A 14,884-nucleotide genomic window follows, 5' to 3' on the forward strand; every position below is an offset into this window, starting at 1 on the left:
GCGAATTCCGGTATGACGGGGGGCATGGAGCTGGACGTGTTCGTCATCGGTGGAGTCGGGGTCGACACGATCGTGCGGGTGCCGGGGTTGCCGCTGCCGGCGACCGAGACGATCCACGTCGATCCGGTCGAGACGTATGTCGGCCACACCGGCCACGGTGTCGCGCTCGGCTGCCACCTGCTCGGCCTGCAGGCCGGCCTCGCGGACGTGATCGGCGACGACGCGGAGGGGCGCCGGATCCGGCAGCTGTACGACGACCTCCGGATGCCGCTGCACGTCGTACTCCATCCGAGTGGCACCCGCCGATCGGTAAACCTGGTCGCCCCGGACGGCCGTCGCCTGGCCCTGTACGACGCCCGCCAGCCTGCCGGCCTGCGCGTCGACCCGGACCTCTGGCGGACGAACGTCGTCCGCGCGCGGCACGTGCACGTCTCGATCATGGACTTCGCCCGGGACGCGCTGTCCGACGCGCTCGCCGCGGACTGCACGATCTCCACCGACCTGCACGACTGGGACGGGCGCAACGACTACCACAAGGACTTCGCGACCGCGGCCGACATCGTGTTCGTCTCCACCAGCGCGTTGCCGGACGACGCCGTCGAGTGGATCTTCGCCAACGGCCGGGCCGAGGTCGTGGTGGCGATGGCCGGCGCTGACGGCAGCTACTTGCACGTCCGAGGCGAGGAACCCGTGCACCTCCCGGCGGTCGAGCTCCCCGACCGGCCGGTCGTCGACACCAACGGCGCCGGCGACGCCTACGTCGCCGCGTTCCTGGCCCGCTGGCTCGACGGGGTGGGTTGGTACGACGCCGCGCACGCCGGATCGGTCGCCGGCGCCTGGGCCTGCGGCTCGCCCGGCACGCACACCGACCTGATCACGGCCGAGGATCTAGCTGTTCGAAGTAGAACGCTCGGATGAAGCAGTCCCGCGGCTGACCGACGGCGAACATCACACAGACCTCGCCGGCCGCGGACACCAGATTCACGATGTCGGGCCGCCTGGATGCCTTCAGCAACGGCAGCAAGCGCGCTGCCACCCGCTTCCGCCCGGCCCTAACGAGTCATCGGTGGGTGGAGGGTGGTGGCGGTGCCGCGGCGGAAGAGTTGGGCGGGGCGGCCGCCGTCTCGGGTGGTGGTGGCGCCTGCGGGGGTGACGAAGTCGGGGGTCTTGGTGACTTTGCGGTGGAAGTTGCGGGGGTCGAGGGGCGTGTCCCAGACGGCTTCGTAGACGCCGCGGAGCTCGGAGATGGTGAACTCCGGCGGGCAGAACGCGGTCGCCAGCGGTGAGTACTCGAGCTTGGCGCGGGCCCGCTCGACGCCGTCGGTGAGGATCCGGTGGTGGTCGAACGCGAGCCGGCCCGGATCGTCCAGCACCTCGGCGACGCCGACCCAACTCGCCGACGCCGCGTCCGTCCCGGCGACCGGCGCGGGCAGATCCGGCACGAGCGCCAAGTAGGCGACGCTGACCACCCGACCGCGCGGGTCGCGGGCGGGAGCGCCGTACGTCGCGACCTGCTCGAGGTGGATCCGGTCCGAGGAGAGGCCGGTCTCCTCGGCGAGCTCGCGGCGAGCGGTCTGCTCGAGGTCCTCCTCCGGCCGCACGAACCCACCCGGCAATGCCCACCGACCCCGGTACGGCGCGATCCCCCGCCGGATCAGCAGCACCTGCAAGGCGCCGTCGCGGACGGTCAGGATGACCAGGTCGGCAGCCACGCCGAGCGGTACGAAGTCCATGACAGCACTCTAATCGTCACCTTGACGAAAAGTCATCCAACCCCTTATCGTCAAACTGACGACAAGGAGAGATGCGAGATGGCAGACATCACCCGGTTCCGCTTCATCAGCCACCTGCGGGCCAACCCGACCACCCACGTCCGGCACCTGCGCAACGGCAAGCTGGTGCACGACGGCGCCGGCCAGGCGTTCTGGTTCCGCGCGCTGAACTCGTCGCTGAGCGAGATCCCGGTCGACGACCGCGAGCAGCCGCTGCTCTTCCACGGCCGGACGCAGGACTTCCAGGACGTGGCCGTGCAGGCGACCGTGACCTACCGGGTCACCGACCCCGGTCTGGCCGCGGCCCGGCTGGACTTCGGCATCGACCCGGACAGCGGGCTGTGGCGGTCGACGCCGCTGGAGCAGCTCGGCGGCCTGCTCACCGAGCTGGCGCAGCAGACCGCGCTCGACCTGCTGGCCCGGATGAGCCTGACCGAGGCGCTGTCCGAGGGCATGACCGGGCTCCGCCGGGCGATGAGCACCGGGCTGCGCGAGGACCAGCGCCTGACCGGCCTCGGGATCGGCATCGAGGACGTCCGCGTGGTCGCCGTACGGGCTGAGCGGGACGTCGAGAAGGCGCTGCAGACACCGACCCGGGAGATGGTGCAGCAGGCGGCGGACAAGGCGACGTACGAGCGCCGGGCGATGGCGGTCGAGCGGGAGCGGTCGATCGCGGAGAACGAGTTGCAGAACCAGATCGAGCTGGCCCGGCGCGAGGAGCAACTGGTCAACCAGCGCGGTCAGAACGAGCGGCTTCGAGCGACGGAAGCCGCCGCGGCCGGGCAGATCGAGACCGCAGCCGCGGCGGGGCGCAAGCGGGCGCTCAGCGAGGCCGAGGCGGATGCGAAGCGGGTGATCGGCGCCGCCGAGGCGGTTGCGGAGAAGGCGATGCTGGACGCGTACGCCGAGCTGGACCAGGGCACGATCCTGGCGATGGCGATCAAGCAGGGCTCGCTGCCCGAGATCGGGACGCTGAACCTCACGCCGGACCTGCTCACGCCGCTGCTGGCCAAGCTGACCGCCGGAGAGCGGGCCTGAGATGAGCCTCCCACCCAGGGCAGTGCTGGTGCACCGGGCGACCGAGCTGACCGAGCTTGTCGCCCGGCACGGGACCCGTCAGCAGGCCGGCTTCTTCCTGGCCGGCCGCGGCCGGGACCTGGCCGAGCTCGACGCCCGGCACCAGGCCCAGCAGGAGGCGCTCGCGACGGTGTCGGCAGCGATCCCGCTGGACTGGCGGCGTGCTGTTGCCGAGCGCAACGACCTCGACCGGTTCGGGTTCGGCCCGGAGGACGTGGTGATCGCGGTCGGCCAGGACGGCCTGGTCGCGAACGTGGCGAAGTACCTGGACGGCCAGCCGGTGATCGGGATCAACCCCGAGCCGGCGCGCAATCCCGGCGTACTCGTGCCGCACGAGCCGGCCGCGATCACCGAGCTGCTGCACGAGCGGACCGTCGTTGAGCGAACGATGGTGGCCGCGAGGACCGACGACGGGCAGCAACTGATCGCGCTGAACGAGGTCTACATCGGGCATCGCACGCATCAGTCCGCGCGTTACCGACTGTCCTCGCCTGACAGCCTGCCGGAGCGGCAGTCGTCGTCCGGGATCCTGGTCGGCACGGGCACCGGGTCGACCGGCTGGTGCCGATCGGCCTGGCAGGAACGGCGTAGTCCGCTGGCCCTGCCCGCGCCGACGGACCCGACGCTGTGCTGGTTCGTCCGTGAGGCCTGGCCGTCACCGGCGACCGGGACCGACAACACCGAGGGCTTGGTGAAGGCGCCTGACGTACTGACCATCACCGCCGAGTCGGACCTCGTGGTCTTCGGCGACGGCATGGAGTCGGACACGCTGGCGATCGGCTGGGGTCAGCGCGTCGAGGTCGGCGTCGCCCCGGTCAAGCTGCATCTGGTCGTGTGACGCCCGATCGGCTGCAGGTGATGACTGTCTGCCAGGCGGAGTACAAGCGCCGGGCCGACCCGCCGATCGGTCCGACGGCCGCGAAGACATCACCTCGGCTGGCCGGACGGGCGTTCGCCACGGCTTCCACGGCGAGCTCCGGCTTGTCGATCGTCGAGGAGCAGACGTCGAGGATGTACTCCGGCACCTGCAACCGCGGGTCGACGCAACCGACCAGCGGTACGCCGACCGCCGCAACGATCGGGAACACCGTGCCCGGGATGCCCACCGCGCACTCCGCCGTCGCCGAGGCCGGGACCGACCCGAGCGGACTGATCTCGTACTGCTCCCACAGCGTCCGGTCCTCGCGTGGGTGCAGCCCGACCACGATGTGCTTGCCTGCGGCCTCCAACTTCGCCGCCGCATCGAGCAGCAGCTGAGTCCCGGGCGCCGCGCCACCGGTCGGGTCCGGCCGGGTCACGCTGGTCAGCACGAGCACTCGGTCGGCCTGTGGCGTGTAGTCCGGCAGGTTGTCCGTCTGCGCCGAGCCGACCATCCGCACCCGCCGTTGCCAGCCCAGGTACGTCGCGAAGACGTCCGACTCGGCCGGAGACGCCGCCGTGACCAGCTCGAGCCGCGACCGGAACTCCTTGGCCCGCGGCGCTTCCACCGGCTTCAGGTAGGCCAGCGAGCTCGCCACCAAGGGCAGGCGCTTCAGTGCGGCCGCACAGTCCGCCGGCCAAGCCTCCGCGCCGTTGACGACCAGCAGGTCCGCCGGAGGTACGTCGTCCAGCGTCGCCACCGTGACCGGGTCCGTCGGCGTGACTCGCGACCGGTCCGGGACCAGCTGCACCGGCCTTCAGAACGGACCGTCGCGTCGTGAGCATGCGCCCGACCGTAGGTCGCCCGGATGAACTCCGGCTAGACCTCCTTCGACGGCTGAATGATCAACTCTGGCAGATTGACCTCACGCGGTCGACCGACGACGTAGGCGACGAGCTCGGCGACCTCGGACGGTGGCACGGCCGGCAGACTGGTCCTGAGCTCGTCGACCATGCTCCGAAGCTCGGCCGTGAACTGGTCGGCCAGCTCAGTGCCGTCGATCATGCCCGGCTCGACGTTGGTCACCCGGATCCCGTCGCCGGCGAGCTCCGTCCGCAACGCACGGGAGAGGTAGCTCACACCGGCCTTGGAGGCCCCGTACGCCGCCATCCCCGGCATGAAACGGTCCGCAGCCAGCGACGAGACGTTGATCAGGTCGGTCGTCCTCGTCGCGGCCGAGCGCTTCAACGCCGGCAGGAAGGCGTGGGTGACGGTGAGTACGCCGGTCAGGTTGACGTCGACGGTACGGCGCCAGTCGTCGGCCGGCACGTCGCCGAACGGGATCACCTTCATGATCCCGGCGTTGTTGACCAGCAGATCGAGGTCGCCGAAGCGCTCCTGGACCAGCTGAGCCGCCTCGGCCACCGCCCCTGGCTCGGTCACGTCAGCCGGCACGACGAGCGCCGTACCACCGGCTTCGGAGATCTGGGCGGCGACCTTCTCCAAGCGGTCGCGACGCCTGGCAAGCAGCGCGACGGACGCACCGTCCGCGGCAAGACGAGTAGCGATGGCGGCGCCGATCCCGCTGGCGGCGCCGGTGACGAGTGCGATGCGTGAGTTGTTGGTCATGCGCCCACCTTCCGGCGGTCGGGACCACCTCGGTCTGGCATCCGGCCGCGACCGCCGCGTCGCCGGGCTGCGGCGCGAAGAGATCGCGCTGCTGGCCAGCGTCAGCGTCGACTACTACATCCGCCTCGAGCAGGGCCGGGCCGAGAACCCGTCCGTGGCGGTGCTGACTGCCGTCGCGGATGCGTTGCGGCTGAGTCCGGCCGAGCGTGATCACCTGCGGATGCTGGCCTGCAGCGCTCCACCAGCGGTGCCGGCGCGGACCGCCGTACGGCCGCAACTGGAGGCGATGATCCAGGCGATGCGCGACGTTCCTGCGATCGTGGTCGACCGGCTGAGCACCGTGCTGGCGTGGAACCGCGGCGCAACGGCAGTGATCGCGGACTTCGACGACCCGCGCAACCGGAACCTGGCCCGGCTCTACTTCCTGGACCCGCACGCTCGGGAGTTCTACGCGGACTGGGAGACCGTCGCGCGGGACGCCGTCGCGCTACTCCGGCGCACCTCGGCCGAGTACGCCGCCGACCTCGAACTGACGGCCCTGGTCGACGAACTCCGCACCGCCAGCCCCGACTTCAACCGCTTCTGGACATCCCAGGACGTCGCCGCCCGCTCGCACTGCCCCAAGACCCTCAACCACCCCACCGCCGGCCAGCTCACCTTCACCCTCGAATCCCTCCAAGTCCCCGGCGACACCCCCCACTACGTCCTCACCTACACCCCCGCCAACCCCACCACCCAAGCAGCCCTCGAAACCCTCCTCACCACTCAGTCCCCGTTGAGGTCGTCGGCGTAGGAGACCGGGGACCAGCGGAAGGCGACTGGGTCGGGGAAGGTGGTGGCTACCTGGCCGAGTCCTTTGATGACTGTCGCGGTCCCGTTCGCGTGGCCGACGGCGTACAGGAAGCCTGTCTTGGTGTCCTTGTCGATGCCGAGCAGCAACGTGCCGTACTGGCCGCACTTGCTCGCCGTGAGCGTCTCGAACGCCTGCCAGGTGCGGGTCCGGACCGGCGTGACGACCGGCTTCATCGGCGTGCTCACCGGGATCCGGACGGTGTAGAGCGCACCGCCCTTGGTGTTCGCCAGGAAGGTGTCGTACGACGGCTGCTTGCTGATCAGCGTCATCGTCTTGACCGCGCCAAAGCCTGCGTACGAGCCGGTTCTGCGCCACCCGTTGTCCTGCCGGTGCCAGCGCAGCAGCACGCCGTCCTTCCGCAGCCCGTACAGCTCTGTCCGCGGCGCGACCGCACCGGCGTTGTACGCCGACCACTCGACCAGGCTGAAGTTCGACCAGCCACCGCCGATCCGTTGCAGGTGCGGGCCCGGCGGCTCGACCTCGTCGTTGCCGTCGACCGCGTACGAACTGCCGTACAACGCGTCCCCGATGACGACGTACCCGGACCGAACGCTGCCCGCGCCCGACTTCGGGTAGTCCTCGAAGTGACTCGCGATCCGTACCTGGCCGGCTGAGTACACCCCCGTCGTCGTGCTGGACCGAGTGAGCGTGGGCGGCGTCGTCGTGGTGACGACCTTGAACGTATGCGCCCCCGCACCCGTCACCGAGCCGACCCACGCAGTACATGGCGCGGACGTCGCGGCCTCGGCCGCCGACGGCACCAGCCCCACCGCGAGTACGGCGCCGCAGGCGAGCCCGATCGCCCGTCGAACCATCCGGATCACTCCCCGTTCAGGAAGTCGTAGTAGGAGACCACGGACCACCGGAAGTCGAGCGGGTCACCGAAGGTGCCGCCCTCGACCTTGCCGAGGCTGTTGATGACCGTCGACGTGCCATTCGCGTGCCCGACGGCGTACAGGTAACCGGCCTTGGTGTCCTTGTCGATGCCCAGCAGCAACGTGCCGTACTGACCGCAGCGGTTCGCGACCAGCGTCTCGAAGCCCTGCCAACTCCGCGTGCGGACCGGCTTGACGACCGGCTTCATCGGCGAGGTGACCGGGATCCGGATCGTGTAGAGCGCGCCGCCCTTTGTGTTCGCCAGGAAGGTGTCGTACCCGGGCCGCTTGCTGATCACAGCCATCGTCTTCACCGCCGAGAACCCGGGGTACGAGCCGGTGGCGCGCCAGCCGTTCTGGGTGACGTGCCAGCGGAACAGCACGCCGTCGGTGCGCAGCGCGTAGAACTCGGTCCGCGAGACGTCGCCGGCCTCGATGGTGTCGTACGTCGCCCACTCGATCAGGCTGAACTTCGACCAGCCGCCGCCGATCCGCGTGTACTGCACGGGACCCTCGAGCTCGTCGAGCCCGTTGGTGGCGTACCCGGCGCTGTACAACGAGTCCCCGATGATCACGTAGCCCGTGTTCACGCTGCCTGCGCCGGACTTCGGGTAGCTCTCCCAGTGACTCGTGAGCCGCACCTTGCCCGGGCTGAACGCGCCCGCCGTCGTGCCGCCGGTGTTGATGGACGGCGGCGCCGTCGCGGTGACCGTCCGGCCAGTGTGTCCGCCGGTAGCAGTCACACCGCCGACTCCCGCCGTACAGGCCTCGGTCGCACTCATCCCCGTCGCCTGCGCGACCGGTGACGCCAGCCCCAGCGCCAGGACTGCCCCGCAGCTCGCACCCAGCATCCGTCGCCACATGTTCGGTTCTCCCTCGCTTCGCCCGTCTCGCTCACTCGATGCGCGGCGTGGCCGAGAAGTTGCGGCGCGAAGTTTTTCCCGTGCTGTGTACAGGAGCCCCGGCGAGGCGGCCGCGGCCGGGGTCGACGTCCCGGTGATCATCCAGGCCTCGCCGTACTACGCGGGTGACAACAAGGCCTACTTCGACGGCAACGGCGTCCGGCAGGTGTTCGGCAGCTGGCTGGACAACTACTTCGTGCCGCGCGGGTACGCCGTCGCGTTCGTCGACATGCCGGGGACCTTCCGGTCGACCGGCTGCAGCGACGTCGGCGCTGACCTCGAGGTGCTCGGCACCAAGGCCGTGATCGACTGGCTGAACAACCGGGTCCCCGGCTACAACGCCGACGGCAGCCGCGCCAAGGCCGACTGGTCCACCGGGAAGGCCGGCATGATCGGCGTCTCCTGGAACGGCACCATAGCCAACTCGGTCGCCAGCACCGGCGTCCGCGGCCTGGAGACCATCGTCCCGATCGCTGCGATCTCCAGCTGGTACGACTACACCCGCAGCTTCGGGATGCCCTTCTACGACGAGTACATGGGCTTCCTGCACGACTACGTCAGCAACGACGCGTCACCGCGCTGCGTCGAGATGACGAACGAGATCGAGCAGGACTCCGACACTCGCACCGGTTCCTACAGCAAGTGGTGGGATCCGCGGAACTACAACCTGGACGCGCGCAACGTGCACGCCAGCGTGTACCTCGTCCACGGCCTCGGCGACGAGAACGTGAAGACCCGGCACTTCGGCGAGTGGTGGGACCAGCTCCAGCGGTACGACGTGCCGCGGAAGATCTTCCTGCACCAGGGTGTGCACCTCGACGGGTTCAGCTTCCGCGACGAGTGGGTGAACAAGCTGCACCCGTGGTTCGACTACTGGCTGCAGGGCCTGAACAACGGCGTCATGCAGACCCCGCAGGCGACCGTCCAGCGCGAGGACGGCACCTTCTACGACGAGCCGCGCTGGCCGGCCGTCGGCGCTCGCCTGACCACGTTGAAGTTGAGCAAGGCGTCGGACGCCAAGACCGGTGGGCTGTCGATCGCCGCGGCGTCGAGCGACCCGGTCAGCTTCACCGGGACGGACGATCCGTCGGTGGACACCGTCGTACTCGACCCGACGACGGCGCGGCCGGATCGGGCGGTGTTCCTGAGCGACGAGCTGGAGAAGGCCGTTCGGGTCACCGGGACCGGGAAGGTGTCGGTCCGGGTCGAGGTCAACAAGGTTGCCGCAGGCATCAAGGCGCGGTTGGTGGACTACGGTACGGCGACTCGCTACACCAACGTCACCAACGTGCCGAACACCTCGGTGTGCTGGGGTGACGGGAACGCCCTCGACACCGGCTGCTACGCCGACACGCAGGTCAACACGGCGGTGTCGGACACGTCCGTCGTGGTGCGGACGCTGGCCGACGTCGGGCACTACAAGTCCTTGTACACCAAGGAATCGCTGCGCTCGGACCAGTGGTACGACCTCAGCTTCGAGCTGAACGCCGACGACGTGGTGTTCGCCCCCGGCCACCGCCTCGGCCTGGTCCTCACGGTCGAACCCGACAACCCTTCCGTTCCCTTCACCGGAGCCACCATTACCCTCGACCCCACCCGCTCCTCCCTGCCCCTCCCCCTCACCGGCTACACAGCGGCGCTGCAGACCGCGGAAGCCCCGCAGTCCCGCATCCCGTCCACCCGCCTGGCCCAACCCGAGCCGGAAAAGGACCCGGCCGAGCTGATGCGCCAAATGGTGGAAGCCTCCCGCTAACCGCCCGAACCATTTCATGGGATAACCCCTTGCCGTGTCCCTTCTCCCCTCGTATTCCCGGGGAGAAGGGACCATTTCAGGGGATATCCCGTGAAATGGGGAGGGAGGCGTAGGCGGTTACAAGGGTGGCTGCGTCGTTTGACCAGTTGAGGTCTGATGCGGCTGAGCGGACGCCGTCGGTGTAGGTGCTGTAGTTGTTGATCAGGTCTTGGACCGCGGTGGTCAGGGAAGCCGGGTCGCCGGGGGTGTAGAGGGTGCCGAGTTTGTACTGGGTAACCACGGCGCGGAGCTCGGGGAGGTCGGCAGCGACCACGGGGACGCCGGCACGGACGGCGTGGAAGAGTTTGTTCGGGAGCGCCAGACGGTGGTTCTCGCAGGTGTTGGTGAGGGTGACCAGCGAGATGCCGTACGAGCGGAGCGTGTCGTCGACCTCGTCGATCGAGCGCTCGGCGACCGTCTCCACCGGCCCGAGATCCAAGCGGTAGTTGGGATCAACCGACCCCATCAGCACCGTCCGGAACGGCGCCAACTGACGCGCGGCCGCCACCACCGTCGGCAGATCACGCCCCGCCCCGACGCGACCGGCGTACAGCAATCCTTCCGGCCGATCCGGCGCCGCCGGCACGTCGTCGGCCTGCGGGAACGTGTTCCGTACGACGCGAACGTCAGCCAGCCCGCGTTCGCGCAACCGCCGCGCAATCCCGTCCGACACCGTGATCACGAACCGCGCCTTCGACGCCAGCGAAACCTCGTACCGCCGCCCACGCGCCCGCCACAACGGCGTCGGCCGCCCAGGCAACGCCCGGTCGAACCACAGCTCATGGGTGTCGTAAACCAAGTCCGCCGACCACTCGGCGGCAAACGAAGCAGCGAGCTCCAACGTGTTGAAGTCGTGCGCGTGCACCACGTCGAACGGCCCCGCGGCGGCCACTCGAGGTGCCGCCGCGGTTCGCCACTGCTTCTCGGTCCGGTCCCGGTGCTCCGGCAGCAGCAGCCACCGGCCGAACCGCTGGACCAGCACCTTCGGCCCGTTCCGACCGTGCCCGACCGCCGGGCCGCCGTTGCTGCCCCGCAGACCGGCCGACCGGGAGACGGACTCGACCGTCACCCCCGGACCGACCTCGAAGCCTTCCGGAACATCGCGGCCGATCACGTGAATCTCGTGACCGGCCGCGACCAGAGCCGTTGCCTCCCGCAGGATCCGCGAGTCCCCGGCGATCGGGGACTGCGCGATCATCAGTACCCGCATGTCACCTTCCGCCGAGGAAGGGCAGCAGCACCTCCACGGACTTGCGCCCGTCGTGCAGCTCACGGACGTACTCCGGACCGGCGTCGGCGATCTTGCGGGCCGTGTCGCGCTCGGCGACCAGCCGCTCGATCACCTCGGACAGGTCGTCCGGGGTCGCCTCCGCGATCGGCAGGCCGGTCGGCAGCAGGTCGCGGACCGGGTCCGCGATGTGCCCGACGGTGACCCGCCCGGCCGCCATCGACTCGCAGGCGAAGACGCCGTACGAGCCGAGCAGCAGCTGGTCGACCACGATGTCGGCGTTGCGCACCATCTCCGCGAGTTCGGAGTGCGGGACGCCCTGCACCCGCTGGTACTTGATCAGGCCTCGCGCATCCAGGTCCGTGAGCACCGGGTCGACGTACACCGACCCCTTCAGCGCGCTGGCCGACGGCGCGTGCAGCACCACCGGCACCTCCCGCTCCAGCACCGGAGCGGTCGAGGCGAACTCCTCGAGGTCGACCGTCAGCGGCAGCCAGATGCCGTTGTCGACGAACTCCAGCAGGTCCGGCGTGGTGACGAAGATCGTCCCCTCGTAGCCCTCCAGGTGCGTCCGCATCAGGTCGTTCGCGGCCTGCAGGCGCGTGGTCAGCTCGTCGTCGGCGTTCCGGAACGGCGACCACTGGTACTGCGCCCGGTGCTGCGCCGGATCGCGGATCTCCGAGCCGTGGAAGACCAGACCGTGCTTGATGCCCGCCTGGTCCAGCATCGGTACGTCGTTCGTCCACATCTGCCCGCGCTGCTGCCCGAACATCGGCCGGCCGGCCTCGAACAGCACGTGGGTGACCTCGCGCAACGCGTACGCCGTCAGCTCCAGCTGCCAGCGCAGGTCGGACCGGTACTGGCGGTAGGTGCCGGTCCGGTGCACGCGGAAGTCGAACGCGCCGCTGCCCGTGGTCAGCGACTCGGCCTTGAGGTTCGGCACCTCACGCTCGAGCGCGGTCGCCCACAGCCACGCCTGTCCGGCGCTGTTGACCGGGCCGAGCAGCAGCCGGCGCTCCTTCTTGATCGCCCGGCCGCCCGGCTGGACGACCTCGAGCTGCTGCCCGACGAGCTCGCCGTACAGGCCGCGCAGCTTGTCCGCCTGGCCGGACCAGGAGACCTCCTGCTGGTACACCGGGTCGGCGACGCGCTCGCGGTAGGTGTCGAGGTCGCCGAGGACCGTGCGCACCTTCGACGCCAGGTCGTGCGCGTCGGCCGCGACGAAGACCTCGCCGATCCGGATCCGGTCGACGAACTCCTTCATGCTCGGCATGTTGCTGACCACCACCGGCAGCCCGGCGAAGGCGTACTCGAACAGCTTGTTCGGCAGCGCCATCTCGTGGCTCGGGTAGCGCAGGATCGGGATCAGGCCGACGTCCGCGGTCCGCAGGAAGGCGACCACCTCGTCCGGCTTCACCGGGTCGAGGCAGTGCAGCCGGTCCTGCACCTCGAGGCTCGCAGCCTGAGCCTGCAGCGCCCGTACGGCGTCGGTCGCGACACCCGGCACGCACACGACGGCCAGGTGCGCGTCCGGCAGGTCCACCAGCGCCTGGACGGCGGTCTCGATCCCGCGGGCCCGGGTGACACCGCCGCTGTAGACCAGCAGCGGGACCTCCGGGCGCAGGCCGATCCGGCTGCGGATGTCGGACACCTCGACCGACACGTCCGCCGGGTTCGGCGTGTTCATGATCACCGCGGGCTCGTGATCGAGGTCGTGGTCCTTCTGCAGCGTCCGCGCGATCGCCGGGCTGACCGTGATCACCCGGTCGGCGTCGCGGATGTACTCGGCCTCGTGGTTGGCCCAGGCCGCGATCGACCGGCGGGTGCGGGCGCCGTACCGGGACAGGCCGGCGACGTACTCGTGCGCGTCGTAGACGACCTTCAGGTGCTTGCCGCGCAGCTTGGCCCGGCCGGCGGCGCGGGTGGCGACCCCGATCACGTGCATGTCGTGCGCGTGCACGACGTCCGGCTCGAGTCGATCGATCAAGTCACCGAAGGCGATCTCGAGGTCCAGCGCCTCGGGGTGCAGCTTGCGCCACGGCGCCGGCCACCCGAGCCGGTGGATCACGCCGTCGTACGCGCGCCAGCCGAACTTGAACGGCACGTCGGCCTTGTTCCCCACGCCCTTGCGGACCCAGGTCGCCTTCTTCGCGGCCTGCCACCTGGACCGCCGCAGCAGCCGGGTGGCCACGCCGGCCTTGAACTTCAGCGGATTGCCCTGGCCCGCCTTGGCCCGCGCGATGGCGTGCCCGGAGTCGGACTTGAGCTCCTTCAGCTCGGCCTGGATCCGCTGGCTGCGGGCGACGTACGTCGACCGGTTCTTGTACCCCACCAAGGGCGGCCGCCAGTCCCGGCGGGCCTTGCGGCTCCGCTTGCGCTCCTCCCGGAGGCTGAACGGAACCGCCACCCGGACGATCAGCGCGCCGTCGAGCATCTCCCTCGACGGCAGGCCGCTGGCCGAGACCCCGAGCACAGTCACCTCTGCTCCGGTCTCGGCCAGTGCTGCGGCCTCCTTGCGGACCCGACTGTCGTTGGTGACGTCGTTTGCGACCATCATCACGACCCGCAGGCCGGCATGTGTCACTGGCTGACCGACCTTCCGATCACGATCCGGCGGACGCCGGCCCAGCGCGCTGGGTCGGTGCGGTCACGGCCGTCCACGAGCACCTGCACGCCCGGCAGCTCGGCCGGGGTCAGCTGCGCGTACTCCGGGTGGTCCGCCTGCAGCACAGCCGCGTCCACCGGCGCGCCCAGCGCGTACGGCGTGAAGCCGAGCTGCCGGAGCTCCTCGTCGGTGTACAGCGGGTCGTGCACGGACACCTCCGCACCACGGGCCTTCAGCGCCTCCACGGCCGGGAAGACCCCGGAGAACGCGGTCTCCTTGACACCACCACGGTACGCCGCGCCGAGCACGACCACCTTGGCTCCGGCCAGGTCGCCGTACGCGCCCTCGAGCAGGCCGACGGTGTAGTCGGGCATGCCGAGGTTCGCCTCGCGGGCGGCCCGGACCACGGTGGCGTCCGGGTCGGTCCACAGGTAGAGCCGCGGGTAGACCGGGATGCAGTGGCCGCCGACCGCGATACCGGGCCGGTGGATGTGGCTGTACGGCTGCGAGTTCGACGCCTCGATCACCTGGTGCACGTCGATGCCGTGCTCACCAGCGAACCGGGCGAACTGGTTGGCCAGCCCGATGTTCACGTCGCGGTAGGTGGTCTCGGCCAGCTTCGCCAGCTCGGCCGCCTCGGCCGACCCCAGGTCCCAGACACCGTTGCCGCGCTCCAGGTCGGGGCGGTCGTCGAAGTCCAGCACCGCCTCGTAGAACGCGGTGGCGCGCTTGGCGCCCTCCTCGGACAGGCCGCCGACCAGCTTCGGGTACTTGCGCAGGTCGGCGAAGACGCGGCCGGTCAGCACCCGCTCCGGCGAGAACACCAGGTGGAAGTCCTGGCCCTCGGTCAGGCCGGAGACCTCTTCCAGCAGCGGCTTCCACCGGTTCCGGGTGGTGCCGACCGGCAGGGTGGTCTCGTAGCTGACCAGGGTGCCCGGGCTCAGGTGCTCTGCCAGCGACCGGGTGGCGCTCTCCATCCAGCCGAACTCCGGCTCGCCGGTCTTCTCGTCGACGAACAGCGGCACCACCAGTACGACGGCGTCGCTGCCGGGGATCGCGTCGGCGTAGTCCGTCGTCGCCCGCAGGCGGCCGTCGGCCACGGTCTCGGCGAGCAACTCGGCCAGGTGCGCCTCACCCGGGAACGGCTCCTGCCCGGCGTTCACCTGCTCGACCGTCTTCGGGTTGATGTCGACGCCGACGACCTGATGGCCCTTGGCCGCGAACTGGACCGCCAACGGCAGCCCGATCTTGCCTAAGGCAACAACACTGACACGCACAGGAACTCCACTAGG

At 70.0% G+C, this 14,884-nt stretch carries 13 protein-coding genes; 5 read left to right on the forward strand and 8 right to left on the reverse strand.

Annotated features, from left to right (window positions below):
- Window positions 1-24 precede the first annotated feature (24 nt).
- Window positions 25-918: a carbohydrate kinase family protein gene (locus AB0H36_RS09040; RefSeq protein WP_360519026.1), complete on the forward strand. Its 894-nt coding sequence runs from the start codon at window positions 25-27 to the stop codon at window positions 916-918.
- A gap of 134 nt (window positions 919-1,052) precedes the next feature.
- On the opposite strand, the gene AB0H36_RS09045 is transcribed toward AB0H36_RS09040, so the two are convergent.
- Window positions 1,053-1,733: an NUDIX domain-containing protein gene (locus tag AB0H36_RS09045; protein ID WP_360519029.1), complete on the reverse strand. Its 681-nt coding sequence runs from the start codon at window positions 1,731-1,733 to the stop codon at window positions 1,053-1,055.
- A 78-nt stretch (window positions 1,734-1,811) separates the two neighbouring features.
- Here AB0H36_RS09045 and AB0H36_RS09050 point away from each other — a divergent pair, with 78 nt between their 5' ends.
- Both AB0H36_RS09050 and AB0H36_RS09055 read left to right on the forward strand, forming a co-directional pair.
- Entirely contained in the window at window positions 1,812-2,810 is a 999-nt protein-coding gene (locus AB0H36_RS09050; RefSeq protein WP_360519032.1) for an SPFH domain-containing protein, read from the forward strand.
- Window position 2,811: 1 nt separating this feature from the next.
- Window positions 2,812-3,687 (forward strand): hypothetical protein, encoded by an 876-nt coding sequence (locus AB0H36_RS09055; RefSeq protein WP_360519035.1) that lies wholly within the window; start codon window positions 2,812-2,814, stop codon window positions 3,685-3,687.
- Here the strand turns inward: AB0H36_RS09055 and AB0H36_RS09060 are convergent.
- Together AB0H36_RS09060 and AB0H36_RS09065 are read right to left on the reverse strand one after the other, a co-directional pair.
- Window positions 3,665-4,519 carry a hypothetical protein gene (locus tag AB0H36_RS09060; RefSeq protein WP_360519038.1) on the reverse strand — a complete coding sequence of 285 codons (855 nt, stop codon included), beginning with the start codon at window positions 4,517-4,519 and terminating at the stop codon, window positions 3,665-3,667. The two genes, AB0H36_RS09055 and AB0H36_RS09060, sit on opposite strands and share 23 nt — an antisense overlap.
- Before the next feature lie 68 nt (window positions 4,520-4,587).
- Window positions 4,588-5,337, reverse strand: coding sequence for an SDR family oxidoreductase (locus tag AB0H36_RS09065; RefSeq protein ID WP_360519041.1), 750 nt, complete (start codon window positions 5,335-5,337; stop codon window positions 4,588-4,590).
- Between AB0H36_RS09065 and AB0H36_RS09070 the strand changes: the two genes are divergently transcribed.
- Window positions 5,336-6,130 (forward strand): helix-turn-helix transcriptional regulator, encoded by a 795-nt coding sequence (locus AB0H36_RS09070; protein WP_360519044.1) that lies wholly within the window; start codon window positions 5,336-5,338, stop codon window positions 6,128-6,130. The genes AB0H36_RS09065 and AB0H36_RS09070 overlap by 2 nt on opposite strands.
- Here the strand turns inward: AB0H36_RS09070 and AB0H36_RS09075 are convergent.
- Complete coding sequence (locus AB0H36_RS09075) at window positions 6,103-7,005, reverse strand: hypothetical protein (RefSeq protein ID WP_360519047.1); 903 nt, start codon at window positions 7,003-7,005, stop codon at window positions 6,103-6,105. The genes AB0H36_RS09070 and AB0H36_RS09075 overlap by 28 nt on opposite strands.
- A 5-nt stretch (window positions 7,006-7,010) precedes the next feature.
- The gene (locus AB0H36_RS09080; protein ID WP_360519050.1) at window positions 7,011-7,928 is read right to left on the reverse strand and encodes a hypothetical protein; all 918 of its coding nucleotides are present in this window, start codon (window positions 7,926-7,928) and stop codon (window positions 7,011-7,013) included.
- An 85-nt stretch (window positions 7,929-8,013) separates the two neighbouring features.
- Here AB0H36_RS09080 and AB0H36_RS09085 point away from each other — a divergent pair, with 85 nt between their 5' ends.
- Complete coding sequence (locus tag AB0H36_RS09085) at window positions 8,014-9,720, forward strand: CocE/NonD family hydrolase (protein WP_360519053.1); 1,707 nt, start codon at window positions 8,014-8,016, stop codon at window positions 9,718-9,720.
- 76 nt (window positions 9,721-9,796) lie between these two features.
- Here AB0H36_RS09085 and AB0H36_RS09090 read toward each other — a convergent pair whose 3' ends face one another.
- The 3 genes from AB0H36_RS09090 to AB0H36_RS09100 are packed head-to-tail and all read right to left on the reverse strand — an operon-like array spanning window position 9,797 to window position 14,869.
- Window positions 9,797-10,969: a glycosyltransferase gene (locus AB0H36_RS09090; protein ID WP_360519056.1), complete on the reverse strand. Its 1,173-nt coding sequence runs from the start codon at window positions 10,967-10,969 to the stop codon at window positions 9,797-9,799.
- Window position 10,970: 1 nt separating this feature from the next.
- Entirely contained in the window at window positions 10,971-13,571 is a 2,601-nt protein-coding gene (locus tag AB0H36_RS09095) for a glycosyltransferase (RefSeq protein ID WP_360519059.1), read from the reverse strand.
- Window positions 13,568-14,869, reverse strand: a complete 1,302-nt coding sequence (locus AB0H36_RS09100; protein WP_360519062.1) for a nucleotide sugar dehydrogenase — start codon at window positions 14,867-14,869, stop codon at window positions 13,568-13,570. The genes AB0H36_RS09095 and AB0H36_RS09100 overlap by 4 nt, the downstream gene beginning before the upstream one ends.
- Between the last annotated feature and the right edge of the window lie 15 nt (window positions 14,870-14,884).

The organism is Kribbella sp. NPDC050820 (assembly GCF_040653975.1).
Classification (GTDB): Bacteria; Actinomycetota; Actinomycetes; order Propionibacteriales; family Kribbellaceae; genus Kribbella.

What these genes read in the sequence shown, in the direction of transcription:
- AB0H36_RS09040 (WP_360519026.1), top strand. Translation starts at nt 25, where the DNA reads ATGGAGCTGGACGTGTTCGTCATCGGTGGAGTCGGGGTCGACACGATC.
- AB0H36_RS09045 (WP_360519029.1), bottom strand. Translation starts at nt 1,733, where the DNA reads ATGGACTTCGTACCGCTCGGCGTGGCTGCCGACCTGGTCATCCTGACC.
- AB0H36_RS09050 (WP_360519032.1), top strand. Translation starts at nt 1,812, where the DNA reads ATGGCAGACATCACCCGGTTCCGCTTCATCAGCCACCTGCGGGCCAAC.
- AB0H36_RS09055 (WP_360519035.1), top strand. Translation starts at nt 2,812, where the DNA reads ATGAGCCTCCCACCCAGGGCAGTGCTGGTGCACCGGGCGACCGAGCTG.
- AB0H36_RS09070 (WP_360519044.1), top strand. Translation starts at nt 5,336, where the DNA reads ATGCGCCCACCTTCCGGCGGTCGGGACCACCTCGGTCTGGCATCCGGC.
- AB0H36_RS09065 (WP_360519041.1), bottom strand. Translation starts at nt 5,337, where the DNA reads ATGACCAACAACTCACGCATCGCACTCGTCACCGGCGCCGCCAGCGGG.
- AB0H36_RS09075 (WP_360519047.1), bottom strand. Translation starts at nt 7,005, where the DNA reads ATGGTTCGACGGGCGATCGGGCTCGCCTGCGGCGCCGTACTCGCGGTG.
- AB0H36_RS09080 (WP_360519050.1), bottom strand. Translation starts at nt 7,928, where the DNA reads ATGTGGCGACGGATGCTGGGTGCGAGCTGCGGGGCAGTCCTGGCGCTG.
- AB0H36_RS09090 (WP_360519056.1), bottom strand. Translation starts at nt 10,969, where the DNA reads ATGCGGGTACTGATGATCGCGCAGTCCCCGATCGCCGGGGACTCGCGG.